The organism is Raskinella chloraquaticus (SeqCode) (assembly GCF_021731865.1).
GTDB lineage: Bacteria > Pseudomonadota > Alphaproteobacteria > Rhizobiales > UBA4765 > Raskinella > Raskinella chloraquaticus.
Genome location: NZ_JAKFWN010000029.1, coordinates 1 through 23,681 on the forward strand (window position 1 = coordinate 1; position 23,681 = coordinate 23,681).

Here is a 23,681-nt window from a genome sequence, read left to right on the forward strand (position 1 = left end):
CGTGCGGCCGACGAGGTGTTGGCGCGCAAGGAAGAGCTTGGGCGCATTCTCAGCCGCGAAGAAGGCAAGACCTTGGCCGAGGGCGTGGGCGAGGCTGGCCGTGCCGGTCAGGTCTTGTCGTTCTTTGCCGGCGAAACATTGCGTTTGAACGGCGAGATGATGGGCTCGGTCCGCCCCGGCGTCGGCATTGAGGTGACGCGCGAACCGGTGGGCGTTGTGGGTCTGATCACACCGTGGAATTTCCCGATCGCCATCCCGGCCTGGAAGCTGGCGCCAGCGCTGGCCTATGGTAACACGGTCGTCATCAAACCCGCTGATCTGGTGCCGCATTCCGCCTGGGCGCTGGTCGATATTCTGCAACGCGCCGGACTGCCGAAGGGCGTCCTCAACCTGGTCATGGGCAAAGGGTCGGTCGTGGGCGCGGCGATGTTGGCTCATCCAGATATCGCGGCCATATCGTTTACCGGATCGGTTGCGACCGGGCGGCTGGTGGCAGCGGCCTGCGTTGCCTCAACGCCGATGAAAAAAGTACAACTCGAAATGGGCGGCAAGAATCCCCTGGTCGTTCTTGATGACGCCGATCTGAAAGTGGCGGTTGACTGCGCCGTCAATGGCGCTTTCTTTTCAACCGGCCAGCGTTGCACGGCGTCCTCACGCCTCATCGTGACAGATACTGTTCACGACGCATTCGTGGCAGCACTGGTCGAGCGCATGAAGGGCCTCATCGTTGATGACGCCTTGAAGGCTGGCACCCATATCGGCCCGGTGGTTGATCAAAAGCAACTGGAGCAGGATGAGCATTATATCCGCATCGCCCGTGACGAAGGCGCCCGCCTGATATGGGGAGGCGAGCGTCTCAACCGGCAGACGCCCGGCTTCTATCTCCAGCCAGCCCTCTTCACCGAGACCACCAACGCCATGCGGATCTCACGCGAGGAGGTATTTGGCCCCATCGCCAATGTCATTCGCGTGAAAACCTATGATGAGGCGCTTCATGTCGCCAACGACACCGACTTCGGGTTGTCAGCAGGCATCTGCACCACCAGCCTCAAATACGCCAGCCATTTCCGGCGCAACGTGGAGGCCGGCATGGTGATGGTCAATCTGCCGACCGCGGGCGTCGACTATCACGTGCCCTTTGGCGGCAGAAAGGGATCAAGCTACGGGCCGCGTGAGCAGGGCGCTTATGCCCGCGAATTCTATACGACCGTCAAAACCGCCTATATTGCCGCCGGCTGAAGACCCTGCAGCCGCTCGCGCAAACCGGTGGCAATCAGCCGGTAGGCCTCAGCCGGCACGCTGTCGGGTGCGGCGATCATCACCGGCATGCCATCATCGGAGCGCCGCCTGACCTCCATATCAAGCGGTACCTCGCCGAGGAACGGGATAGCCAGCCGCTCAGCCTCGCGGCGCGCCCCGCCATGGGCAAAGATATCGTGGCGCTTGCCGCAGGCATCGCAGAGAAAATAGCTCATATTTTCAACCAGCCCGAGCACCGGCACGCCGACATCGCGGAACATGGCGACCCCGCGGCGGGCGTCGATCAGCGCCAGATCCTGCGGCGTCGAGACAATGACCGCCCCGGCAAGCCGGCCCTGCTGCGACAGGGTCAGTTGCGCGTCGCCCGTTCCCGGCGGCATGTCGATCAGCAGAATGTCCAGCGCCCCCCAATCGATGTCACGCAGCATCTGGGTGATCGCAGACGCCACCATCGGCCCGCGCCATATCATGGCCGTCTCGCTGTCAACGACAAACCCGATGGACATGACCTTGCAGCCATACGCTTCAAGCGGGTTGAGGACACGCCCTGACTTGACGGTTGGCTGGCCCTTCAGCGCAAAGAGGCGCGGCATCGAGGGGCCATAGATATCAGCGTCGAGCACGCCCACCTTGAGGCCCATCCCGGCCAGCGCCAGCGCCAGATTGCACGTCGTTGTCGATTTGCCGACGCCGCCCTTGCCCGACGCAACAGCAACGATATGCCTGATACCGGCAAGTGCCGCAAAACCTGAGGCGGCCTCGGTCGCAACGGCGCCTTGACCTTTACGCTCGGCCGTCAACACCACGAGCGCGCTGGTAATGCCGCTGACGCTCGCCAGCCGCTCCTGCGCTTCGCGGCGGACCGGCTCCCAGGCATCAGCGTCCTTGCCATCAATCCGGACCGTCAGCGTCACCCGTTCGCCGTCGATCCGGAAATCATCATTGGCAATAAGTGCGGCGAGCGCCACATGTCCGCCCGGTGCCAGGACACCGGACAGAAGGGAGCGCAAGCGGGCAGGGGTGATCAGCATAGCGGGGCGGTGTGCCTGTAAAACGCAAGACGGTCGACCTTGGGAGGTCGACCGCCCGCAACAGATGGCGATATCAGAGGGAGCGCGTCAGCCCTTGCCCCCGCGCAGCGAGACTTCCGGATCCGGTCTGGCACCCGATCCGACAAAGGCCGCATCAACCGTCTTTTGATAGCCTTCAAGAACGACAACTGCCCCACCGATGATAAGGAGCATCGCGACAACAGCGGACACAAACATTTTCATTCTGATCATTCCTTGACGTTGTCTCTTGCTCTATTCGGCCGGCGTCGCTGCGCCTTTGCCCTTCATTTCGGTCTTTTCAACCCACAGCGCATGGTGCTGCTTGGCCCAGTTGAGATCAACCTCACCCTTGCCCATGGCATCGAACGCCCCCTCCATGCCGACCGAGCCGATATAGATGTGGGCAAGGATCACCGCGACCATGCCAACGGCGATCAGACCGTGCAGCATATTGGCCTCCTGCAGGCCGGCGATATCGGTAAAGACAAAGGGGAACATCAGGGAATAGCCAGTGATCGACAGGGCCACCCCGCCAATGACCACCACCCAGAAGATAACCTTCTGCCCGCCATTGAAGCGACCGGCCGGCGGATGGTCACTGCCGATGAGGCCGCCACCCTTGGAAAACCACGCAAGATCAGCCCCGCTTGGGATATTGTCCTTGAGCCACAGCAGGATCATGAGAACAACGCCGAGCGCAAAGGCGAAGCTGCCATAATTGTGAACGAACTTCCCGGCCTGTGACAGGGCCGTGAAAGCCTCGGGGCCGATGAGCGGCAGCAACAGCTTGCGCCCGAAGGTCAGGTTCAACCCCGACAGGGCGAGCAGGATAAAGGTGGACGCGGTCAGCCAGTGGGCAAACCGGTCGGCTGAGGCAAAGCGCAGAATGGTGCGGCCCGACGGCCCGCCATCGATGGCGATGCGCCCGCGGATGAGGTAGAAAATGACGAGTGCAGCCAACATGCCAAGGATGGCGATGGCGCCATAGAATGGCAGCGTTTCCTGACGGATCTGCCGCCAGTCCCGGCCGGCCGGCTGGATAAGCACGGATGATTTCGTATCCGGAATCGACACCCTGCCTGTGACAGCCGAAGGTCCGCTGCCGGGCGGTTTCAAAGCGTCCAGCAATTGTCCTTCCTTGACGGAGCTTGCGGTAGGATTGACCGATGTCGGCTGGCCGCTCTGCGCCAGAGCATCGCCCGAAACGACAATAACCAGTGCGATAGCCAGCGCTGCGGCCAAACCCCAGCTGCGTTGAAACGCCACCATATTCTGCCTCCCCCGAATTGACTTCACCCGTGATCTGCGGCGCGGGTCGCACCCACGCCGCGCCCGGTTCAGACGTTGATGGTTTCCTTGTAGGCCGTTTTCCAGCCCCACGCGCCAGAGCCATAGCCGCGTTTGGAAACCCGCTCCTTGTAGATCTCGCTGATCATCTCGTGATCACCGGCCAGCAGCGCCTTGGTCGAGCACATCTCGGCACACAGCGGCAATTTGCCTTCCGCCAGACGGTTCGAGCCATAGGCCGCCTGCTCGGCAGCCGACAGATCATCCTCCGGGCCGCCGGCGCAATAGGTGCACTTGTCCATCTTGCCCCGCGAGCCGAAATTCCCGACCTTGGGATATTGCGGCGCACCGAAGGGGCAGGCGTAGAAGCAGTAGCCACAGCCGATGCACAGTTCCTTGGAGTGCAACACGACCGCATCCTCGGTCGTATAGAAGCAATCGACAGGGCACACGGCAGCGCACGGCGCATCCGTGCAATGCATGCAGGCCATCGAGACCGAACGCTCGCCCGGCTTGCCGTCATTGATGGTGACGACGCGGCGCCGGTTGATGCCCCACGGCACGTCGTTTTCGTTTTTACAGGCCGTCACGCAGGCGTTGCACTCGATGCAGCGGTCGGCGTCACACAGGAATTTCATTCGAGCCATGGACGTCCCCTCCCTCAGGCTGCCTTGATCTGGCAAAGCGTAACCTTGCCTTCATGCATCGCCGTCACCGGATCAAAGCCATAGGTGGTGACGGTATTGACCGATTCGCCAAGAACGATCGGGTCGGTTCCTTTCGGATAATTGCCGCGCTGGTCGGCGCCCTGATACCAGCCACCGAAATGGAACGGCATCCACGCCACACCCTTGCCGACCCGCTCGGTCACCAGGGCCTTGACCCTGATTTTCGAGCTGCTCTCAGGCCCGTAGACCCAGACGAACTGACCCTCGGCAATACCGCGTTCGGCGGCGTCCCGCGGGTTGATCTCGACGAACATGTCCTGCTGCAACTCGGCCAGCCATTTGTTCGACCGCGTCTCCTCGCCACCACCTTCATATTCAACGAGACGGCCGGATGACAGGATCATCGGGAACTCCTTGGCAATCCCCTTGTCGACGGCAGCCTTCTGGACGCTGAAGCCGATATTGGGCACACGGAAGCTCTTGAAGTCAGGCCGTGTCGGATATTTGGCGACGAGATCGACGCGAGGCGTGTAGATCGGCTCGCGATGGACAGGCACCGGGTCAGGCAGGTTCCACGCATTGGCGCGCGCCTTGGCATTGCCGAAGGGCACGCAGCCATGGGCGATCGCCACACGCTGGATGCCACCTGACAGGTCGGTCGACCATGACGGGCCGCTTTTCTCGATGATCGCCCGCTCTTCAGCCGTGAGCTCGCTGTCCCAGCCAAGCTTTTGCAGGACCGCCAGCGTGAACTCGGGATAGCCATCCTTCAAATCCGACCCCAGCGAATACGAGCCCTCGGCCAGCAGATTGTCCTTGCGCTCCTTCTCCACCTCGGCGCCGTTCTCCTGGACCTTGACCTTGACGACGCGCTCGACGCCGAAACGGGCACGGAAGGCACCGCCGCCATCCTTCACATGAAGATTGGTGTTGTAGAGGATCGGCGTTCCGGGATGTTTCATCTCCGGCGTTCCCCAGCACGGCCAGGGCAGGCCGTAATAATCACCGCTGATTTCCGATCCATCGCTTGGCGAGCGCAAGGTCCGGACATCGAACTTGCCCTGATTGGCCATATGCGCCTTGATACGTTCGGGCGACTGGCCGCAATAGCCCGTCGACCAGCCACCGCGATTGATTTCGCGAAGAATGGATTCGGCCTCCGGCTCATCGCCGAACTTGCCTTTGACCATCTTGATGTTCTTGAACATCTTGTCGGCAAAGCCGAGCTTTTCGGCAAGCTTGTAGATCACCCAGTAATCATTGGCGCTCTCGAAGATCGGCTCAACGATCTTCTCGCCCCACTGGATTGAGCGATTGGAGGCAGTGCGCGATCCCGAACACTCAAGCTGGGTCGAGATGGGCAGGAGATAGGTGCCGTTCTTGCGCCCGCCAAGCGAGACGAAATTGGTAGGATGCGGATCGGCCACCACCAGCAGGTCGAGCGCTGCCAGCCCCTTGGTCATTTCCGGGATGCGCGGCACCGTGTTGCCGCCATGGCCGAAGACGATCGCCGCCTTCAGATTGTCGTTCTGATCGACCTGATCCTTCGGCAGCGACACGGCATCAAACCAGCGCGTCGACGGGATGCCGGGCACGGTACGGAAATTGATGGTCGTGTTGTTGGGACCAGGCTTCTTGTCGAAGCGGCTGTCGAGCCAGTTGAAGTCGACGTCCCACACCCGCGCCCAATGCTTCCACGCATTATCATCGAGGCCGTAATAAAGCGGCAGGGTGACGACATCGACGCCAAGATCGGTGGCACCCTGCACATTGGTGTGGCCGCGGAAAATATTGGCGCCTGTCCCCGGCGCGCCGACATTGCCGGTGGCCAGCAGCAGGATGCAGTAGGCGCGCACATTGGCGGTGCCAACCGTGTGCTGGGTGGCGCCCATGCACCAGATGAGGGTCGAGGGGCGCTCCTTGGCAAACAATTCAGCAACCCGCTTGAGCTGCTCGCCGGGCACGCCGGTGACATCCTCAACCGTCTTGGGGTCCCATTTCTTTACCTCGGCACGCACATCATCCATCGCGTAAACGCGCTGTTCGATGAACTTTTTGTCTTCCCAGCCATTCTCGAAGATGTGCCACAGCATGCCGTAGATGACCGGAATATCGGTACCCGACCGGATGCGGACATATTCGGTCGCATGCGCGGCGGTGCGCGTCAGCCGCGGATCGATGACGATCAGATTGGCGCGGTTGAGCTCCTTGCCGGTCAGCACGTGCTGCAGCGACACCGGATGCGCTTCCGCCGGATTGCCGCCCATGATGATGGCGGTCTTGGCGTTGCGGATATCATTGTAGGAATTGGTCTGCGCTCCGTAGCCCCAGGTGTTCGCCACTCCCGCGACCGTGGTCGAGTGACAGATGCGCGCCTGATGGTCGACCGAATTGGTTCCCCAGAACGCCCCCATCTTGCGGAAGAGATAGGCGCCCTCATTCGAGAACTTCGCCGATCCCAGCCACCACACCGATTCAGGGCCGGACTTTGCGCGGATTTCCATCATCTTGGCGGAAATTTCGCTCAGTGCCTGCTCCCAGCTGATGCGCTGATATTCGCCATTGACGAGTTTCAGCGGATATTTGAGACGCCGGTCACCATGAACGATCTCGCGGATGGCGGCGCCCTTGGCGCAATGCGTGCCGCGGTTGATCGGCGAATCCCATGCCGGCTCCTGGCCAACCCAGACGCCGTTTTGCACTTCCGCCGTGACCGTGCAGCCGACAGAGCAATGGGTGCAGATATTCTTGACGAGCTTGACAGGCGCCTTGGCGTCAAAGCCGGCCGCCGCCTGCGCCTTGCGCATGGAGGTGAAGCCCAGCGCCGACAACCCGGCAAGCCCGCCCGCAGCCAGGCCGGAGCGCGCGAGGAATGAACGTCGGTCAAGGACCGCGCTGGCCTGGGTTGCAACCACAGGAGCGCCCCGCCCCCTGCTGCCGCGCGATGATCCGGAAAGCCTTTTGATCAACATGTTCTTCTCCCGAATTCTGCTCAGTAGCGATTGGTACGATAGAAGGCCTTGACATGATCCGTCTCGCGATAGCGCTTCTTGCGCTTGTCGCTGGCGCTCTCCGCAGCCACCGCCTCGACCGGCGTGGCAAGGCCGGCAACGGCGCTTGCCCCGGCGGCACCAACGCTGAGCGCTTTCAGAAAACTGCGGCGGTCAGGCCTCGTCTCTTCCTTGGTCATGCTCATCATATTCCTCCCTTGCCCGATCCGGCTCGCGCCAAACCCGTTGTCCCTAGACAGCCACGCGCTCCGGCATCGCTGCCGGCAATGTCATGGCTTCACTCTCAATCGAAAGAAACACCTGTCCCACAGCCGCGACCGCCCGATAGAAGTCAGCACCCGGCGTCGCCGCGAGATCGTCAAAAAAGCGCAGGGCCCAGCGCTCGATATGGCGCTTGAAGAAGCGGTCGGCCGCCGTCGCGTCAGCGGTGAATTCGCCAACGATCAACCCCGCCATCACCTCAAACAACGAGCCGAGATGATCTTCCGGCTCGAACGCATCCGCCCGTCTCTCGACACCAAACCGCGTCAGATCTTCGCGCACCCGTGCCAGCGGCCGCTCATTGAGGAAGCCGGTTTGATAATAGGAGCCGTACGGCACCGCCTCACCCCGGCCAACGCCGATGAAAACCGTGAAAAACTCACGCTCGATCGCCTCGACGGCGCCAGAGGCGGCAGAACGCGCCAGGCCGATCATCGCCAGGCCGAGAGGCGTCGCATCACCCTTGAGGCGCGCAAGCTCGTTCAAGAGCCTCTGATCAGGCGCCTGCAGCAGCAGGCGAGCCAACAGCAGATAGGCCTGCGCCCGCACGGCATCGATGGGGTCAACAGCTGACGTTAAGGCAGCCTCGCCATAAAGATCGGGCCGCAGGAGATGACGGGAGATTCCGGTGAAGGTTTCTACCGCCACAACCCGGTCGGCGGGAATACGCGTCCACGCCGAAACCGCCGGTTGGGATATGCCAAGGCCACGCGCCAATTTGCCAATGCTTCCAGCGCCTTCAATCGCCAGAAGCAAGCCTTGATCACGTTCCTCACCCAGGCGGACTTGCGTCTTTTCAGCGCTCATTTGTGTCCGGTTTTGTTTGCTTTTTAATTGTTCTAAGTTGCGCCAACATAGCACGGTTTCTGGTCATAACAAGTGCTTATGACTGCGACGACTGACCGCATCCCGCGCATCTGTTTTGCGTCTAGACAGGGAGCGCCCCGCCATGGCGGCGCGGGCGAACCGGCGGGGATGGCGCGTCTGGCTGAACCGCGCCTGCGACCGCCTGTTCCATAACCATTTCGCTCGCCGGAAGGGGCGCTGCAGCAACACTGTCAGGCGCCGTCTGCCCCCCATCATCGGCGACGCTCAATGGCTGCGACAGCCGCGTGCTGTCCTGGGCGAGCCGCTCGTTCCCGGCGATAGCCTCACCCTCGTCTGGGCTTTTGTCGGGCTCATGGTAACCGAACCCGGTTGCCTGCCTCACAAGCGCGGCAATATCGGTATCCGCCGGCAATTCGCCAAACCCGTAAATGCTCGTCGGATTATTGAAATCATACTGGTTCTCCGCCACTTCGATGAAATCGCGGATGCGCGGGTCCTGCGTCCACGCCTGGCGCAGGGCAGCCGTCGTCAACGCCTGGGGAATGCCCTTGCGCAGGAACTGGGCAATCGATCCTTCCGGCAGAATATCCTCCAGCCGCGGCAGGTCCGCAGCGCCGTCCTCGAACGCTTGCGGTGGAATGGCGGCCGCATCCATGGCGTTGATCGGCAACGGCGCCACCGCGATATCGGCATCGCGTTCAGGGCGCGCCTTGACGCGTGACCAGCGGCTCAGAAACCCTTCGCCGCCTTCCTTGTCGTGATCATCGCCGCCGCCCGCCATCATGATCCTCCCGCGCCTGGATCATCAACCGCGGCCCGCTCCGCCACCGTCGGCTCGGCACGCCAGCGCACATCCGGCGGGGCGCGGTCGCGCTTGCGCTTGATGATCGGGCGCTCGACGTGATGGTCGGCGATGAAGCGCGCCAGCTCAGCGGCAATCTCATCGCTCATATCAAGGGTCTCGACGAGATAGCGTCCTGCTTCGGTCCACGCCTCGCCCTCGGCCGGATCGGCGCTGATCGCCACAATGTCGAGCGCAGGATCGCCATCGCTTCTCAGCATCGCCACCCACAGCTTGGGCAGGCCACTGGCGAGATTGTCGCGATAATTGGCAGTATCGGTCGAGTAGACAGACAACATCACTTGTCCGGCATAAAACCGCATCAGCTCGTCATTGCCATCAAGCGCCGTCCAAGACGCAGTTGCCGGCGGTTCGCCGAGCACCTGCACCGGCAACCACGAGAATTCCTGCCCCGCCGCCACGCTCCAGGGATGGCTGGAGCGTCGCCGCTCAACCACCAGCCCCAGCGTCATTTCCATCTCGATCATCAATCGCTGTTCCCCGGTCAAACCGCTAGTGCCGCTCAATCTGCCTTGAGCGGCAGACCGGTGATCAGATTCTGCGGTTTCATATGCACGATCTGGTCGCCATCAACCGCCAGGATCAGATAGACCGCCTCGCCGGCAACGCGCTCCAGCATGACATGCGGCTCGACAAAAATCATCCGGTAAAGCGCCAGAATGCGCTCGCGACCGTGATGGGCGGGCTCTTGTCCGTCCCACAGCGCGTTGCCGATGCGGGTTGCTTCCTGGTCAAGGCCGACAAACCACGCGAAGCGCACATTGGCGACACTCTCCAGGGGCTCAACCTTGACCGAAATGCCCAGAAGATGCCGGACCCAGATTTCCATCACACGGGCAAAGGCCGCCCGCCCCGCCCCTTTGGCACGAAAATCGAGCACCAGATCGAAAGCATCGCTGCGCCGCCGGTAGTCGCCTGCCGTGGTTTCATCAAAGATATCAAGATCGCCCGTCCCGCCATCCTGAAACATGGCAAGAAGCGGCGAGGCGTGCAGCGCCGCCTGCCGGTCCTCGACCAGATCAGCGTCAGCCAGCAATAACATGTCGTTGCGGCGCGACAATTTCTGCCGGCGGAAAAAAAGCTCGGCTGTCTTGAGAATTAGCGGATCCTCGACGCCGTCGAGGGCATTGCGCAGGATGAGGTGCGTCAGCTGATTGGCAAAGAGCCAGGGCAGCGGCGGATCTTTACTGCGGAACTGGGCGAGATAGGCGGCCTCAAGAGAGGAATGCGCCAGCAGAAGATTGCGAAAACGGCGAAAGACCGCCCAGTTTTCACGCCCGTCGCGGTCGCTGATCGCCGCTATGTCGGCGTCCACGATGTCTTGTCGGGGATGGGCGAGCAGCCGGGCGTAGAGGTCACGCTCCGCCGCGCAGGCATCCTCCGGCGGCTTGATCTCGGGGCGCGCCAGATAGGCTTTGAGAAACTCATCGCTGACCGTGAGATAGCCATGCGCGTCATGATCGAGCAGGTGATGCCCGCTCGACATCCAGAAATCATCGCTCATCGGCTGGACGACCCGTCTGTGCTTAACGTCATCAATCGTGAAAAATCGGCATCCTCGCCAGCCGGTACCGCGTCATGCGCCTCAACTGCAAAGAAGGCGCCGGCGCTGCATGGCAGACCATCCCCTTTGGCCGCATCCACCCGGTGGAGGGTGCGAAACTGCTCGCCAATCTCACCCTTGTCGTCAAGCCGCCGGGTCAGCGCGATGACCGTCTGGGGCGGATGATCGGCAAGGCTCTCCATGAAGGCTACTTCCTCGCGCGCAGCCGCTTCCGCAGCCTGATCATCAGGGGCGCCATGATGCTGGCGCAAATAGCCCGCCAGCAAACGCACCGCCTCCTCGCGTTCCTCATCGCTGGCTTCACACACCATCGCCAGCGTCGACCAGCCGAAGCTGGTGAGGCCGAGAAAGCCTGAACGGAACGCCTGCCGACGTTTTCCCGCCAGCGCGGCTATGTCCTCGCTCCAGAACATGAAACCGCCCGGCACCGCCCACTCGCCCGGCGCTGCTGCCGCCTCGAAGACGAAGCTGTCGGAGACGTCGAGCCGCAAGGTTCTGAGAAGCCTGATTGTCATGTCATGACCTTTGTCACAAAAGCGGATCGCCGCTCGTCTCATCACGCCAGGCGGGAGCACGCAAGGCGTCTGCGAGCGAGCGCGGTGGCGGCGCGTTGCCACGCTTTCCCGCCTCGCTCACCAGATCGCCGTTCGCGGCGATGCCGCGCCGCACCAGGCGATCTGCGCCTGTCGCCGTCTTGAGGCGTGCCAGAAAATGGCGCCCGACCGGCGCAAATCCCTGTTCCTGCCATTGATCGACATAGACGAGCAGATGGCGACAAAAACTCTCGATCAATGTCCCGCCATCCAGCATCTCGAACCCTTCGGTTGCAAGGCTCGTTCCTGCCGTGAACGGCTGGTCAAGCTCATGACCCTGCCCGGCAAAGAGCGGCACGAAAAGCCGCACCATCACACCCAGCGTCAGCCAGGCTGGCACCTCGTCCTCGCTTGTCCCATCCGGTACACCCAGACGAACGCCGCCGATGATGCCGCCATCAAGACGGATGGTGTCTGGCCAGTCAAAGGTCAGCGGACGCTCGGGCGGACAATGTGTCGCAATGGCATCAGCCAGCGCGTTCATGGCCGCATAAACGGCGCGTCGCGCCTGTGCCAGCGGCTCATCGGGTTCAATGACCAGGGCGAATTCGACCGTATCGAAGCGGTGGACATACGTCACAAGCCCGCCGCCCTCGCTCGCCGCCAGACGCTGTGCCTCGGCAAACGCGTCTTTCAACTCGCGCAACCCCTTGGCATGGAAGCCCGGCGGCAGCGCCAGTTCGGGCTGCGCCAGAGAGGTTGACCGTTTGGTGCGCGTATCAGTCATGGGCCTCCGCTGGCAGATCGATGTTCGGCAGGACGATTTTCCCGCTAGCATCGACCCTAATCCGCCCCGCTGTCGCAAGGCAAATCAACCCTTGCTGCGCAACAGGCTTGCCTCTTTTGTCAAGCCAACGCTTATAGTGCCTGGAAAAGCCGGCCAGTCTGGTCGCAGCACTTTGGGTAGGGACGTAACCGTGACAGAAAAAACTCGAAAAATAGCCCTCTGCTCCTGCGAGCGGACCATGCCGCTTGATGGCAAGGCGGTTGCGGCTGGCTGCGGCAAGAGCGATATCCTGACCGCCGATCATCTCTGTCGCAGCGAAATCGATCGTTTTCGGGCCTTTGCCAATAACGGCTCCGTGACGATTGCGTGCACCCAGGAAGCCGCCCATTTCAGCGCCATCGCCAGCGAGGAGGGTCTTGGCGCCACGCTCTCCTTTGTCAACGTGCGCGAGACCGCTGGCTGGGCGAAGGAGGCTGCCGGCACCGGGCCAAAGATAGCCGCCCTGATTGCCGCTGCCACGGTGGCTAATCCACCACTTCCCCATGTGAGCTTCGAGAGCGAGGGTATCGCGCTGATTTACGGGCGCGACGGGACCGCGATTGCGCTTGCCGACCGGCTGAAGGACCGCCTCGACATTACAGTCCTGATGAGCGGCAATGCCGACATCCCGGTGCCGACGGTGAACGAGTTTCCGATCCGCAAGGGAAAAATCAGCCGCGTGAGCGGGCATTTCGGCGCTTTCGAACTTACCATCGACGGCTTTGCCGAACCCAAGGCATCGTCGCGCGCGCGCCTCGAATTTGGTTCGTCCCGCAGCAAGGCAGCCATCTCGCGGGCCGACATCATCATCGACATCTCAGGCGCTACCCCGCTCTTTCCGGCCGCTGATCTGCGTGAGGGTTATCTGCGCGCTGATCCCGGCGACGCTCTGGCCATCGAGCGTCTGGCCTTCGCGGCGAGCGATCTCATCGGCACCTTCGACAAGCCGCGCTACGTCACGTTCAAAAGCGAGCTGTGCGCCCATTCCCGCTCGCGCGTGACCGGCTGCACGCGCTGCCTTGATCTGTGCCCGGCCGGCGCCATCGCGCCCGCCGGCAATCATGTGGCGATCGATCCGTTCCTGTGCGGGGGGTGTGGTGCCTGTGCAGCCGCCTGCCCCACAGGGGCGGCCGGCTATGCCCTGCCCGGCGTCGATGTTCTGCTCACCCGCCTGCGGGCTGCCCTCATCGCCTATCATCAGGCTGGCGGCCGCGCACCCGTTCTCCTCCTCCATGGCGCACATGGCGCGGAGCTGATCGAGGCCGCTGCACGTCTTGGCGATGGCCTGCCGGCTGCCGTTATCCCGCTTCAGGTCAATGAAATCGGCCAGATCGGCCTGGAGGCGATAGCTGCCGCCTTTGCCTATGGTGCCGCCGGTGTCCATGTGCTGGACAAGGCGCGTCCGCTGCATCCGACGACCGGGCTCGAACAGACGCTGTTAACAGCCAATATGCTGCTCGCTGCCCTTGGCTTCGGGCCTGATGCGGCCAGCCTGATTGAGGCTGACGATCCCGACTACATGCTCGCCGCTCTCGCCAAGGCGCCGCAGGCAATCACCGCCCTGAAGCCGGCGCAGTTTCTTGCCTCGGGCGGCAAGCGCGACATTCTCAAGCTCGCCTTGCGCGAGCTCCATCGCGCCGCCCCCGCCCCGGTTGATCGCGTGACGTTACCCGCAGGCAGCGTCTTTGGCGCCGTCAACGTCGATGCGGCCGGCTGCACATTGTGTCATTCCTGCGTCAGCGCCTGCCCGACGGGCGCCCTGTCGAGCCTGGAGCACCGCCCGGCATTGCGGTTTGACGAGAGCCTGTGTGTGCAGTGCGGCCTGTGTCAGGCGACCTGCCCGGAAAAGGTCATCACCCTGCAGCCTCGTCTGGATTTTACCGCTTTTGAAGCCGGCCCCCTGACCATGAAGGAAGAAGAGCCCTTCTGCTGCATCACCTGCAGCAAACCTTTCGGTACCAAGAGCTCGATTGACCGCGTCTTGGCCAAGCTGGAGGGCAAGCACTGGATGTTTGCGGGCGCCAACGCCAAACGCCTCGACCTCATCCGCATGTGCGAGGATTGCCGCATCGAGGCGTCGATGAATGAAACCATCGACCCTTACGGCGCGCCCGCGCGCCCGAAGCTGCGCACGACGGAAGATTACATCCGCGAGCGCGAGGAGGCAGCGATGGCAGCCCAGCGCGAAGCCGATATGCTTGAGCGTATCAGGCGTGGCGAGGTGTAGATGGGCGCGTCTAACGGGTGATCCTGTCAAGCCAGTCAACGAGCGCCTGGCGCGCCTGCGGGTCCGGGATCGTCTGCTCGGGCATTTTGGTCCCCGGCAGATAGGCGTTAGGGCCAACCTCAAAGAGCTTGGCGATCGTCTCCTTGCTCCACACGATATCGCGCTGTTTCAGCGCCTGCGAATAGGAATACCCCGGCGCGCTGGCGATTTTACGCCCCATGATGCCGTGCAGGCTTGGTCCGGCGCGGCTGTTATCGCCCGCAATCAGCCCGTGACAGGCGCGGCAGGCGCGAAAAACGCGGGCACCTTCCTCGTTTTCGGCAATGCGCTCCGGCGGCGCGGCGCTTGCAATCTCACGGCCGGCGGGTTTGGCGGTCAGCGGGTTCCACCGTCGCACCGCCCGGTCAACGCCGCCTGAGAAAAGCTCGCTGCCATCAGGCGAAAAGGCAAGCGACCAAACCGGCAATCCCGGCCCGAGAATGTCGCCCGTGACCTCCAATGTCTGGCGTCTTATCAGCGTCACCTGGGTGCGGATACCGGCAACGGCGATCACCGTCCCATCGGGCGACACCGCCAACGCGTTGAGCGGTCCATTGCCAAGATCACGCTCGCCCAGCGCTTGCAGATCGGCAGCAAACAAACGCACTTTGCCATCGGCCCCGGCGGTGACGATCACGCCATCACCGGCAACCGCAACGGCGTTGAGAGGCGACTCAAGACGCACCGTCCGGCCCGACCCTTGCGCTGGCGTCACGCGCAGCTGCCCGTCATAACTCGTGCTGACCAGCGCCCCGTCTGCCAGATGCGCCAACCCCGTCACCGGACCATCATGCCCGGCGATGACGCCGGCTGATGTTCCATCGCTCAGGCGCCACAAGCGGATGCTGCGGTCCCACGAGGCGCTGGCGAGCAATTGGCGCTCGCGCAGGTAGAGGAGCGAGGAGATCGGGGCGCTGTGCCCGCTCAGCACACGATACGGTTGCTCATCATCACCACACCACAGCGCGATGCGCCCGTCTTCGCCGCCCGAGGCAAAACACTCTGCATCGAGCGCGGCAAGCGCATTGACCGTGCTGTCGTGATGGCGAAAAACGCGCTGTGCCACGTTGGTATGGAGGTTCCACACAATCACGGCACTGTCGAAGCCGCCGCTGATCAGGCGCCGGCCATCGGCAAGAACGGCCATGGAGCGTACCGCGCCGCCATGACCACTGAGGGCGCCGCTACCGGGAAAATCAGCTTGCGACAGGGCGGGATTGACGGAAAAGCATGAAAAGAGCGCCGCCACAACGCCGGTCCTGGCGATGGAGAGCAAACCGCGCGCCAAAGCCGCGCCGACACCATCTTCTGCCATGAATTGCCCGGAACGCCTTGTTTTGGTCCAATTGCCAACAGAAGGGGAAAAGAGTGTAGCTTTAAACGCCATCCCGCCTCGCCATATCCAAGCTCGCAATCGCCAAAATGGCAATCGCCAAAATGGCCCGCCCTGGTGATCTTTGCCAAGGAAGCGTCATGGTCCTGCCCTTTTTTTCCTGCGCGCCGATCTTGCCTTTTATATGCCAACGCGTCATCTGCAAGTGATGGAACAATCAATGCCCTTTTCGATCGCTCGCATCAGCCTCAGTCTTTTGCTCGCCGGGCTGATGATCGGTGCCCTCGTGGTCCCAGCCGACGCCAAAGGAAAAAAAGCACCGAAGAAGCGCGCCAAGGCTGCCGCGCATCACGTGGTCAAGGCGCCCGTCGGGCCGCCGGTCCCGGCGCGCAATGCCCGTCCCTTCATCGTCATTGATTATGCCAGCGGCAATGTCATCGAGGCGGTAAACCCGTTCACACCCTGGCATCCGGCCTCACTCACCAAGATGATGACGACCTATGTCGCCCTCCAGGCCGTTAAAACCGGGCGCGTCACCAAGGATTCGCTGCTGGCGGTCACTCCCTTCGCGGCCAAGCAGCCGCCCTCGAAGATGGCCTTTGCTCCCGGCACCCGCATCACCCTTGAATCAGCGCTCTACATCCTGTTTGTGAAATCTGCCAATGACGTCGCCGTCACCATTGCCGAGGGGATCAGTGGTTCGGTGCCGGCATTCGCCGATGAAATGAACGCATGGAGCCAGCGGATTGGCATGACCGGCAGCCATTGGCGAAATCCCAATGGCTGGCATGACGACAGCCAGATCACCTCGGCCCGCGATATGGCGCTGCTGGCGCGCGCGCTTTACCGCGATTTTCCCGAGTACAGCCATCTCTTCCGGGCACAAGCCCTGCAATATGGCGAATGGACGATGCGTAATTACAACGTGCTGATCGGCCGTTTCCCCGGTGCCGACGGCATCAAGACCGGCTTCACCTGCCCTTCCGGCTTCAACCTCGTCGGCAGTGCGACGCGGGGCGGGCGGCGTCATATCGCTGTCGTTCTGGGTGAGAATTCGGGACGCGCGCGCGGCGAGAAGGCCGCCCTGCTGCTGGAGCGCTCTTTTACGGTTGCTCCCGCCGGCAATGACGAACAGCGCCTGAAAATCGACGCGCTCTCGCGGCCAGCCGACACGCGCGCCTCCGCCCCCAACATGCGCTATGAAGTATGCGGCAAGCACGGCGCCCCGTCCGAGGCCGACGAATCCGGCCCGCCCTCTCAGGTTCTGTCGCTCGTTCAGGCGAATTCCGCCGCTGTTGGGGCAGCGATTGCCGCGTCGAGTGCGAGCGGTGAAACAGCGCCTCTCGTCAACCCGCCGCCGCCGCAAGTCACAGCGGTGGTGCTGGCGCGCTCCGTTGTCGATAAAAACGACAAGCGCCCGCTGATGGTTGCGGTTGCCGGAACCGCGCTTGTTGGCGCCGGGCTTGCCTTGCCACAAGCAGCGCTGCTGCCGGCCGATATCCGCCAGCCGACGGCAACAACCGCCGTTTATGTGCGCAACCCATCGCCTGCCGATCCTGATGCTGCCGGGCGCGCGACAGGCGAGGGGGCACAATCCTCCACCGCCTCGCTTGCTCCCGCCGTTCTGCCGCCACCGCCCAGCGCGCCTGTGGCCCTCGTACCGGTGCAGCCGGCACGCCCGGGCGCCATTTCCAGCGCGCCGAAGCAGCGGGCAGCCAGCACGGTTGCAAATCCTGCGGCACGTTCCTCGCTGGTCGCCGGAGGCAGAGCCGCCAGCACAACGAATGACGCGGCGCCGGGTGCGCTCAACACAAAAAAATCGTCGCCCGCGCAGAAACCATCCACCACCACACCAGCACCTGCTGCCAACTGACATGGTGAAGCGAACCGGTGTCGGGCTTGCCGCAGCGCTGGCTGCCGGCATTGCCTATGGTTCGAACGCACCCTTCGCGACGCTGGCGAGCCGGCTTGGCGTCCCGGGCAGTGATGCCGTGCTGTGGCGGGCGCTTCTCATGCTGGCGCTGACAGGCGGGTTCGCGCTGCTGGCGCGCCAACGCCTCAAGCTTCGCTCCTCCGACATCGCTCCGGTGCTTGGCCTTGGGCTTGCAACCGGCGTCACCTCGATTGCTTATCTGTCATCAGTGGCGTTCATACCCGTCTCGGTCGCCGCCATCCTGTTCTACACCTATCCGCTGGTGATCCTTCTTCTCAATCCGCTGATCGAGGGCACGCCACCTGACGTCTCGCGGCTTGCGATCTTCGCTTTTGCCTTCCTCGGCATCGTGCTCGTCGTCGGGCCGGGATTTTCAGCACTCGACATTCGCGGCCTTGGTCTGGCGCTCCTGGCGAGCCTTGGTGCCACCGCCATGTTCTATTTCAGCGCCCGCGCGATGACGAGCCTGACGCCGGCATCCGCTGCGTTCTGGGTGCATGTCATCATCTTGCCTGCGGCGCTGCTCGTGGTCCTGCTGACCGGCGGTCCGGTCGCACTGCCGGCAACACCGGCCTTTGCCGGTATCTTTGCGGTGATCTGCGGCTCCTACATATCAGGCTACGTCCTGCAGCTGCTGGCTTTGAGCCATATATCTCCCGCAGTCGCCGGCCTGATATTTCTCGCCGAGCCGGCGGTAGCGATCCTCACCGCTGCCGTCGTTCTCGATGAGCGCCTCACCCTGACGCAAGGCTTTGGCTGTATCATCGTTTTTACGGCCCTTGTTGCTGCCACCTTGCTGGAAAGCTGGCGCCAGACGACGGTGTCATGATGAGCGAGCAGGTAAAAAAGCGCGGGCCAAAGCCTCCTATCTCGGCTGTCATTCTGACCGGCTTTCTGGGTGCTGGAAAAACCACGTTGCTGAACCGGCTGCTCCTGGCCGAGCACCTGCGTGATACAGCCGTCATCATCAATGAGTTCGGTGAGATCGGCATCGATCACCTGCTGGTCGAGCGCGCCGACGAAGGATTGATCGAGCTGTCCGCCGGCTGCCTGTGCTGCACGGTGCGCGGCGATCTGATGGCAACCATGGAAGATCTGCTGCGCCGGCTCGACAATGGCCGTCTTGCCTTCCCCTTCACCCGCCTCATCATCGAAACGACCGGCCTTGCCGATCCGGCACCGGTGATGCAGACCATCCTCCAGCACCCCTATCTGCGCCTGCGCTACCGGCTGGATGGCGTCATCACCGTGGTCGACGCGGTCAACGGCATGGCAACGCTTGACGCTCATCCCGAAAGCGTCAAGCAGGTGGCGGTCGCCGACCGCATCGTGATCACCAAGAGCGATCTTGCCGGCGCTCAGAGCGAATACATGGCGGCGCTGCGCACACGCCTGCAGGGCCTGGCGCCGACAGCCCGCCTGCTCGACCAGGCGGGCGGCGAGGCCACCCCTGATAATCTCCTCGATCTGGGGCTGTGGCGTGCGGACGGCCGGCTGCCGGACGTTGCCGCCTGGCTCGCCGATGACGCCTTGTCATCACCCCACGACCATGGCAGCGGGGCCGTTCTCGACGTCAACCGCCATGACATATCGATCCGCGCCTTCGCGCTCACCAGCGACAAGCCGATGTCGCTGCCGGCGCTTGACATGTTCCTTGATCTGCTGCGCGCTGCCCATGGCCCGAAATTGCTGCGCGTCAAAGGGATCATCAGCACCAGCGATGATCCGGATGCACCCTTCCTGCTGCAAGGCGTGCAGCATGTGTTTCACCCGCCGGTGCGCCTCGCCGCCTGGCCTGATGATGACCACCGCACGCGCCTCGTCTTCATCGTCAGGGATCTGGTGAAAAGCGATCTGCAAGGCCTGTTCAACGCCTTCCATGATATTCCCGCCATCGATCAGCCGGACCGCGCGGCGCTGACCGACAATCCGCTATCCCTGCGCCGCTGATTTAAGGCTGCGGGCTTGGGGGGCAGCGCTACGGCCAGAACCGCGCAACCGCGCCACCAGGGCTCGCAGCTGTGGCGAGCCACGCGCCACGCCTTTGGCATAGTGAAGGCCCGCCGCAGCGACACCTTTCAGCGAGCCAGCGCGGGCATACTCCAGCAATCGCTCACTGCCGATACAGAAGTCCCGCTTGTAATCGTAATCACCCACCGAAAAATCGATATCGCGGTACCCCGCACCATGCGCCCATTCGAGCACGCGTTCGATCACCAGCCGGCCGGGGGAACAGAAACCCCATTTATCACCGGCATGACCAAGCCGCACGAACACAAGTGATCGCTTGTTGGCAATGCCAATGAGCCCGCCGATCAGTTCACTGCCTAACCGCAGCGCACCAAAAACCACCGTTCCGGCACGAATACCCTCCGCCAGCAGGCGGCGATAGAAATCGCGATATTCCGGCTCATCGAGGCTGTACTCCTGCCCAAGTCCGCGGATGCGCTCGCTTTGCAACCGTTCGAACGTTGCAAACAGCTCCTGCGCTTCAACCGGGTCAGCGATGATGTCGAAGCGCGCGCCCTCGAGGCGCTGAAAGACGCGCCACACCCGCGCCTGTTCCTTGCGAAACTTCTTGGCACGGCTGCGCACATAGTCGCTAAAATCGTCGGCGAAGTGCAGCGGATGGGCGTTGAGAGGCCCTTCGGTGACACCGGCAAGGAGGGCGAGCGGATTGGGTCGCGAACCGATCTTTTGCGGTATCTTGTCAAAGCGCAGCAGATCATGCCCCGGCAAGGCCTTGCGCAAAACCTCGATTGCCCGCCGCGCCGTGCCAGGCGATGTCGGTGCTGCCGGCCCAAGCAGAGGCGCATTGTTGTCACTGACGCCCGCATCGGCAAAGCAGACGACCCTGAGGCCGCGATCGCGCAACGATACCAGCGGAAAAAGCAGAGCCGGCGTACCATCGGCCCCCGCCAGCGCGACGATGACAGGCTGACATGGATCGTTGTGGCAGAAACTTTGATACCACGCGGCGAGAAAGACAGGGTTCTGGAACGGCGTTGCCGAGGTTTCATGCGCCAGCGCTGTCCAGGCGGCAGGGACATCGCTCCAGCGATGATACAGCGCGGCTGTAAAAGCGCCTCTGCCCTCCCCTGATGCCTTGCCCGCCACGCTGTCGCTCATTCAGCCGGTGTGCCGAGCTCGATAATGCCACCGCGCGTCTGAGGATCGAGCCTGAAGGCAATCTCGCGACGTTGCGCCCTCTGCCGGCTGATCCAGCGGGTGCGGCGCATCACGGCCTGCATCGCAGCCTTGGTCCAGTAGCCCGGGCCGGTGATCGCCCGGCTTCTTGGCGTATGCCCGATTGCCGTGCGCAGCAGCCCGTTGGCGACATTGACCTTGTGACGGCGCACAATGTCGCGCGTCCAGTGTTCTGTCGTCACCGAGACGTTGAGGCAATCGAGGTTTTCCACCCGGTGCGGCGCATTAAGCGGCCAATGGGCCATATCGCCGGCATCAAGATCGAAGACCTGCGCAAATTCATCATACCAGTCGTGATAGGGCATATCGACCTCGACGCCGAAGAGAGCGATGTTTTCAAGGTCTTCGGGACGCAGGAATGGCGCTGAACGCGGGTAGACATAAAGCCGCTTCTTGCCGTGGATTTGCCACAGCGCCTGGCCGGGAAGATCGGCGTGATAATAGACCTGCGCCAGCGGCGAGGAGATGAGAATGCCCATCTTGGTGTCAAACATCGGCGCGCCGGGCGCCCTCAGCGCCACTTCCTGATAGGCAGCATCGAGCAAAGCCCCATAGCGGCGATCAACGGCATTGACGTTGCGCAGGTTAAGCCACATGCGCCCGTTCCTGATCCAGTCAATGACCTCGGCGCCTTTCATGCCGGCAATATCGCCCTCGCGCCAGAAGCGGCGACCGCCGCGCCCGCCCATGTGGATGAGGCTGTAATGCTCGCGTGGATAATGGTCGATGAGATCGGCCAGCGCCTCAAACGTAAACAGGGGCAAGCGATGAAGCGCATGGTCGAGCTTGACGGGCTGATGTCCCCACACCGCTCCATGCTTGTCATTCCAGTGAGGGAAAACCATATCGGAATTCGCTGACGGGGTCATGATTTGCTCCATTACCCTGTGATGAGGACGCTGCAATTCTCAAAATCTAAATATAACCCATAATAATTACAATTTAATCTGGAAATTAACATTAATGACTGTAAGTATATAATATAATAATTAAATCAGTAAAATTTGATACATTCATGAATATTAAAAAAATACTTTAGTTAAAATACGATCACAAATAGCCCTCACCACGCTCGTTGGGCAGCACATTGCAATTCGTCCATTTGAAGATAACCTGTCAAAGGACGGCCAGGCGCCGCTCAGGGATGGCGCCGCGGACATCAAGGAGCAAAGCGTGAGAATGACCGCATTTTCTGATTTTGGCCGCAGGCCGTGGTGGCGTGGCATCGCAGTCATGCTGGTGATGATGGCCAGCGGATTTGGCATCGACCGTTTGGCCGCGCAGGAATTGCGCATCGCTGTATCATCGGAGCCGTCATCCTTTGATCCGCATTTTCATAATCTGACGCCCAATAATCAGATCATGCGTCATGCTTTCGAGCCGCTGATCCTCTCGGATGAGCGCCAGGCCCTGTCGCCCGGCCTTGCCGCGAGCTGGCGCCTCATCGACGATCTCACCTGGGAATTCAAGCTGCGTCCCGGTGTCATATTCCATGACGGCAGTGCGTTCTCCGCCGATGACGTGATCGCCTCGTTCGAGCGTGCGCCCAACGTGCCGCGCTCACCTTCGCCTTTCACCTCCTATGTGAAAGGCCGGGTGCTGGAGAAAATCGACGATCTGACGCTGCGCATCAAGACCGCCACACCCGATCCGCTGATGCTCAACAATATCGCGCAGGTGATGATCATCTCGAAGGCAGCCGCCAGGGCGCCGACCGAGGATTTCAATTCCGGCAAGGCAGCCATCGGCACCGGACCCTATCGTTTCAATGCCTTCGTTCCCGGCGACCGTGTCGTCCTTGACCGCTTCGACGGCTATTGGGGCGGCAAGCCGCAATGGGCACGGGTAACCTTGAAACCCATCTCCTCCAATCCAGCCCGCGTCGCGGCTCTCCTGGCCGGCGATACCGATGTCATCGAGGCCGTGCCCACCACCGACGCGCAGCGCCTGAAGGCGGACAAGAATCTGGTCGTCGCCTCCGCTCTGTCGAACCGCGTCATCTATTTCCATCTCGACCAGTATCGCGATGTGACGCCGTTTATCCGCGCCAAGGACGGCAGCGAGATCAAGAACCCCTTGCGCGATGTGCGCGTGCGCCAGGCTTTATCGAAAGCCATCAACCGTCCGGCCATGGTCGAGCGGGTGATGGAAGGCGAAGCTGTTCCCGCCAGCCAGCTCCTGCCGGACAGCTATCACGGCACCTCGAAAAACCTGAAACCGGTGGCGCTCGATGTTGCCGGAGCGCGAAAACTGTTGAGCGAGGCCGGTTACCCCAACGGTTTCAAAATGGTGATGCACGGCCCCAATGGGCGCTATACCAACGATACCAAGATCATCGAGGCGGCGGCCCAGATGTTTGCCCGCATCGGCATCGAGGCAAGCGTTGAAACCCTGCCGCCAGCGCCCTTCTTCTCCCGCGCCTCGTCGGGCAATAATGGCAACCCGGAATTTTCCTTCATCCTCGTCGGCTGGTCTGCCGGCACGGGCGAGCCGTCTGATTCGCTGCGCACCCTGCTTGGCACTTTTGATCGGGAGAAAGGCACTGGCGCTGCCAATCGCGGGCGTTATTCCAACCCCGAATTCGACGCGATCCTCGCCAGCGCTCTGCGCACGGTGGACGACAAGAAACGCGCCGCCCTGCTGGCTGAGGCAACCGATATGGTGATGAACGATGTCGGCCTCATCCCTATTCATTACCAGCTCAACACCTGGGCCGCCCGCAAGGGCTATACGCTGGTCGCCCGGTCGGACGAATATACACTCGCGACATCGGTAAAACCGGCGCCGTGA

21 protein-coding genes are annotated in these 23,681 nt (G+C 62.2%); 6 read left to right on the top strand and 15 right to left on the bottom strand.

Annotated features, from left to right (window positions below; all coding sequences use genetic code 11):
* Nucleotides 1–1,239: aldehyde dehydrogenase family protein (locus ACINK1_RS10480; RefSeq protein ID WP_395760115.1), on the top strand; the 1,239-nt coding region annotated here is incomplete at its 5' end.
* Here the strand turns inward: ACINK1_RS10480 and ACINK1_RS10485 are convergent.
* From ACINK1_RS10485 to ACINK1_RS10540, 12 genes are all read right to left on the bottom strand, one after another.
* On the bottom strand, nucleotides 1,221–2,291 hold the full coding sequence (locus ACINK1_RS10485) for an Mrp/NBP35 family ATP-binding protein (RefSeq protein WP_376800306.1): 1,071 nt from the start codon (nucleotides 2,289–2,291) through the stop codon (nucleotides 1,221–1,223). The two genes, ACINK1_RS10480 and ACINK1_RS10485, sit on opposite strands and share 19 nt — an antisense overlap.
* A gap of 87 nt (nucleotides 2,292–2,378) precedes the next feature.
* Entirely contained in the window at nucleotides 2,379–2,534 is a 156-nt protein-coding gene (locus ACINK1_RS10490) for a hypothetical protein (RefSeq protein ID WP_376800308.1), read from the bottom strand.
* 30 nt (nucleotides 2,535–2,564) lie between these two features.
* Nucleotides 2,565–3,581, bottom strand: a complete 1,017-nt coding sequence (locus tag ACINK1_RS10495) for a formate dehydrogenase subunit gamma (protein ID WP_376800309.1) — start codon at nucleotides 3,579–3,581, stop codon at nucleotides 2,565–2,567.
* Nucleotides 3,582–3,649: 68 nt separating this feature from the next.
* The gene (gene fdh3B / locus ACINK1_RS10500) at nucleotides 3,650–4,246 is read right to left on the bottom strand and encodes a formate dehydrogenase FDH3 subunit beta (RefSeq protein WP_376800310.1); all 597 of its coding nucleotides are present in this window, start codon (nucleotides 4,244–4,246) and stop codon (nucleotides 3,650–3,652) included.
* A 14-nt stretch (nucleotides 4,247–4,260) separates the two neighbouring features.
* The gene (locus ACINK1_RS10505) at nucleotides 4,261–7,239 is read right to left on the bottom strand and encodes a formate dehydrogenase subunit alpha (RefSeq protein ID WP_376800312.1); all 2,979 of its coding nucleotides are present in this window, start codon (nucleotides 7,237–7,239) and stop codon (nucleotides 4,261–4,263) included.
* A 20-nt stretch (nucleotides 7,240–7,259) separates the two neighbouring features.
* Entirely contained in the window at nucleotides 7,260–7,463 is a 204-nt protein-coding gene (locus tag ACINK1_RS10510; protein ID WP_376800313.1) for a twin-arginine translocation signal domain-containing protein, read from the bottom strand.
* A 46-nt stretch (nucleotides 7,464–7,509) separates the two neighbouring features.
* Complete coding sequence (locus ACINK1_RS10515; protein WP_376800314.1) at nucleotides 7,510–8,346, bottom strand: molecular chaperone TorD family protein; 837 nt, start codon at nucleotides 8,344–8,346, stop codon at nucleotides 7,510–7,512.
* A 121-nt stretch (nucleotides 8,347–8,467) separates the two neighbouring features.
* Nucleotides 8,468–9,151, bottom strand: coding sequence for a DUF3306 domain-containing protein (locus ACINK1_RS10520; RefSeq protein WP_376804041.1), 684 nt, complete (start codon nucleotides 9,149–9,151; stop codon nucleotides 8,468–8,470).
* Nucleotides 9,148–9,696, bottom strand: a complete 549-nt coding sequence (locus ACINK1_RS10525; protein WP_376800316.1) for a DUF3305 domain-containing protein — start codon at nucleotides 9,694–9,696, stop codon at nucleotides 9,148–9,150. The genes ACINK1_RS10520 and ACINK1_RS10525 overlap by 4 nt, the downstream gene beginning before the upstream one ends.
* A 35-nt stretch (nucleotides 9,697–9,731) precedes the next feature.
* On the bottom strand, nucleotides 9,732–10,733 hold the full coding sequence (locus ACINK1_RS10530; RefSeq protein ID WP_376800317.1) for a DUF6352 family protein: 1,002 nt from the start codon (nucleotides 10,731–10,733) through the stop codon (nucleotides 9,732–9,734).
* Complete coding sequence (locus tag ACINK1_RS10535) at nucleotides 10,730–11,308, bottom strand: DUF6505 family protein (RefSeq protein ID WP_376800319.1); 579 nt, start codon at nucleotides 11,306–11,308, stop codon at nucleotides 10,730–10,732. The genes ACINK1_RS10530 and ACINK1_RS10535 overlap by 4 nt, the downstream gene beginning before the upstream one ends.
* Before the next feature lie 13 nt (nucleotides 11,309–11,321).
* Entirely contained in the window at nucleotides 11,322–12,113 is a 792-nt protein-coding gene (locus ACINK1_RS10540; protein ID WP_376800320.1) for a biotin/lipoate--protein ligase family protein, read from the bottom strand.
* 190 nt (nucleotides 12,114–12,303) lie between these two features.
* On the opposite strand from ACINK1_RS10540, the gene ACINK1_RS10545 reads away from it, so the two are divergent.
* The gene (locus tag ACINK1_RS10545) at nucleotides 12,304–14,379 is read left to right on the top strand and encodes a 4Fe-4S binding protein (protein WP_376800322.1); all 2,076 of its coding nucleotides are present in this window, start codon (nucleotides 12,304–12,306) and stop codon (nucleotides 14,377–14,379) included.
* 10 nt (nucleotides 14,380–14,389) lie between these two features.
* On the opposite strand, the gene ACINK1_RS10550 is transcribed toward ACINK1_RS10545, so the two are convergent.
* Nucleotides 14,390–15,733 (bottom strand): c-type cytochrome, encoded by a 1,344-nt coding sequence (locus tag ACINK1_RS10550; protein WP_376800323.1) that lies wholly within the window; start codon nucleotides 15,731–15,733, stop codon nucleotides 14,390–14,392.
* Nucleotides 15,734–15,959: 226 nt separating this feature from the next.
* Here ACINK1_RS10550 and ACINK1_RS10555 point away from each other — a divergent pair, with 226 nt between their 5' ends.
* Genes ACINK1_RS10555 through ACINK1_RS10565 form a run of 3 tightly spaced genes read left to right on the top strand, consistent with a single transcriptional unit; the run spans nucleotide 15,960 to nucleotide 19,634 of the window.
* Entirely contained in the window at nucleotides 15,960–17,624 is a 1,665-nt protein-coding gene (locus tag ACINK1_RS10555) for a serine hydrolase (protein ID WP_376800324.1), read from the top strand.
* Between the two features lies 1 nt (nucleotide 17,625).
* Nucleotides 17,626–18,513, top strand: a complete 888-nt coding sequence (locus ACINK1_RS10560; RefSeq protein ID WP_376800325.1) for a DMT family transporter — start codon at nucleotides 17,626–17,628, stop codon at nucleotides 18,511–18,513.
* On the top strand, nucleotides 18,513–19,634 hold the full coding sequence (locus ACINK1_RS10565) for a GTP-binding protein (RefSeq protein ID WP_376800326.1): 1,122 nt from the start codon (nucleotides 18,513–18,515) through the stop codon (nucleotides 19,632–19,634). The genes ACINK1_RS10560 and ACINK1_RS10565 overlap by 1 nt, the downstream gene beginning before the upstream one ends.
* On the opposite strand, the gene ACINK1_RS10570 is transcribed toward ACINK1_RS10565, so the two are convergent.
* Both ACINK1_RS10570 and ACINK1_RS10575 read right to left on the bottom strand, forming a co-directional pair.
* Nucleotides 19,617–20,813, bottom strand: coding sequence for a GNAT family N-acetyltransferase (locus tag ACINK1_RS10570; RefSeq protein ID WP_376800327.1), 1,197 nt, complete (start codon nucleotides 20,811–20,813; stop codon nucleotides 19,617–19,619). The genes ACINK1_RS10565 and ACINK1_RS10570 overlap by 18 nt on opposite strands.
* Nucleotides 20,810–21,760 carry a hypothetical protein gene (locus ACINK1_RS10575; RefSeq protein WP_376800328.1) on the bottom strand — a complete coding sequence of 317 codons (951 nt, stop codon included), beginning with the start codon at nucleotides 21,758–21,760 and terminating at the stop codon, nucleotides 20,810–20,812. The genes ACINK1_RS10570 and ACINK1_RS10575 overlap by 4 nt, the downstream gene beginning before the upstream one ends.
* 310 nt (nucleotides 21,761–22,070) lie before the next feature.
* Between ACINK1_RS10575 and ACINK1_RS10580 the strand changes: the two genes are divergently transcribed.
* Entirely contained in the window at nucleotides 22,071–23,681 is a 1,611-nt protein-coding gene (locus ACINK1_RS10580) for an ABC transporter substrate-binding protein (protein ID WP_376800329.1), read from the top strand.

Excerpts from the sequence above, each read along its gene's own strand:
- ACINK1_RS10485 (WP_376800306.1), bottom strand. The coding sequence starts at position 2,291 with ATGCTGATCACCCCTGCCCGCTTGCGCTCCCTTCTGTCCGGTGTCCTG.
- ACINK1_RS10515 (WP_376800314.1), bottom strand. The coding sequence starts at position 8,346 with ATGAGCGCTGAAAAGACGCAAGTCCGCCTGGGTGAGGAACGTGATCAA.
- ACINK1_RS10520 (WP_376804041.1), bottom strand. The coding sequence starts at position 9,151 with ATGATGGCGGGCGGCGGCGATGATCACGACAAGGAAGGCGGCGAAGGG.
- ACINK1_RS10580 (WP_376800329.1), top strand. The coding sequence starts at position 22,071 with ATGACCGCATTTTCTGATTTTGGCCGCAGGCCGTGGTGGCGTGGCATC.
- ACINK1_RS10490 (WP_376800308.1), bottom strand. The coding sequence starts at position 2,534 with ATGAAAATGTTTGTGTCCGCTGTTGTCGCGATGCTCCTTATCATCGGT.
- ACINK1_RS10535 (WP_376800319.1), bottom strand. The coding sequence starts at position 11,308 with ATGACAATCAGGCTTCTCAGAACCTTGCGGCTCGACGTCTCCGACAGC.
- ACINK1_RS10555 (WP_376800324.1), top strand. The coding sequence starts at position 15,960 with ATGGAACAATCAATGCCCTTTTCGATCGCTCGCATCAGCCTCAGTCTT.
- ACINK1_RS10525 (WP_376800316.1), bottom strand. The coding sequence starts at position 9,696 with ATGATCGAGATGGAAATGACGCTGGGGCTGGTGGTTGAGCGGCGACGC.
- ACINK1_RS10550 (WP_376800323.1), bottom strand. The coding sequence starts at position 15,733 with ATGGCAGAAGATGGTGTCGGCGCGGCTTTGGCGCGCGGTTTGCTCTCC.
- ACINK1_RS10510 (WP_376800313.1), bottom strand. The coding sequence starts at position 7,463 with ATGAGCATGACCAAGGAAGAGACGAGGCCTGACCGCCGCAGTTTTCTG.
- ACINK1_RS10495 (WP_376800309.1), bottom strand. The coding sequence starts at position 3,581 with ATGGTGGCGTTTCAACGCAGCTGGGGTTTGGCCGCAGCGCTGGCTATC.
- ACINK1_RS10565 (WP_376800326.1), top strand. The coding sequence starts at position 18,513 with ATGAGCGAGCAGGTAAAAAAGCGCGGGCCAAAGCCTCCTATCTCGGCT.
- fdh3B (WP_376800310.1), bottom strand. The coding sequence starts at position 4,246 with ATGGCTCGAATGAAATTCCTGTGTGACGCCGACCGCTGCATCGAGTGC.
- ACINK1_RS10575 (WP_376800328.1), bottom strand. The coding sequence starts at position 21,760 with ATGACCCCGTCAGCGAATTCCGATATGGTTTTCCCTCACTGGAATGAC.
- ACINK1_RS10570 (WP_376800327.1), bottom strand. The coding sequence starts at position 20,813 with ATGAGCGACAGCGTGGCGGGCAAGGCATCAGGGGAGGGCAGAGGCGCT.
- ACINK1_RS10560 (WP_376800325.1), top strand. The coding sequence starts at position 17,626 with ATGGTGAAGCGAACCGGTGTCGGGCTTGCCGCAGCGCTGGCTGCCGGC.
- ACINK1_RS10530 (WP_376800317.1), bottom strand. The coding sequence starts at position 10,733 with ATGAGCGATGATTTCTGGATGTCGAGCGGGCATCACCTGCTCGATCAT.
- ACINK1_RS10505 (WP_376800312.1), bottom strand. The coding sequence starts at position 7,239 with ATGTTGATCAAAAGGCTTTCCGGATCATCGCGCGGCAGCAGGGGGCGG.
- ACINK1_RS10540 (WP_376800320.1), bottom strand. The coding sequence starts at position 12,113 with ATGACTGATACGCGCACCAAACGGTCAACCTCTCTGGCGCAGCCCGAA.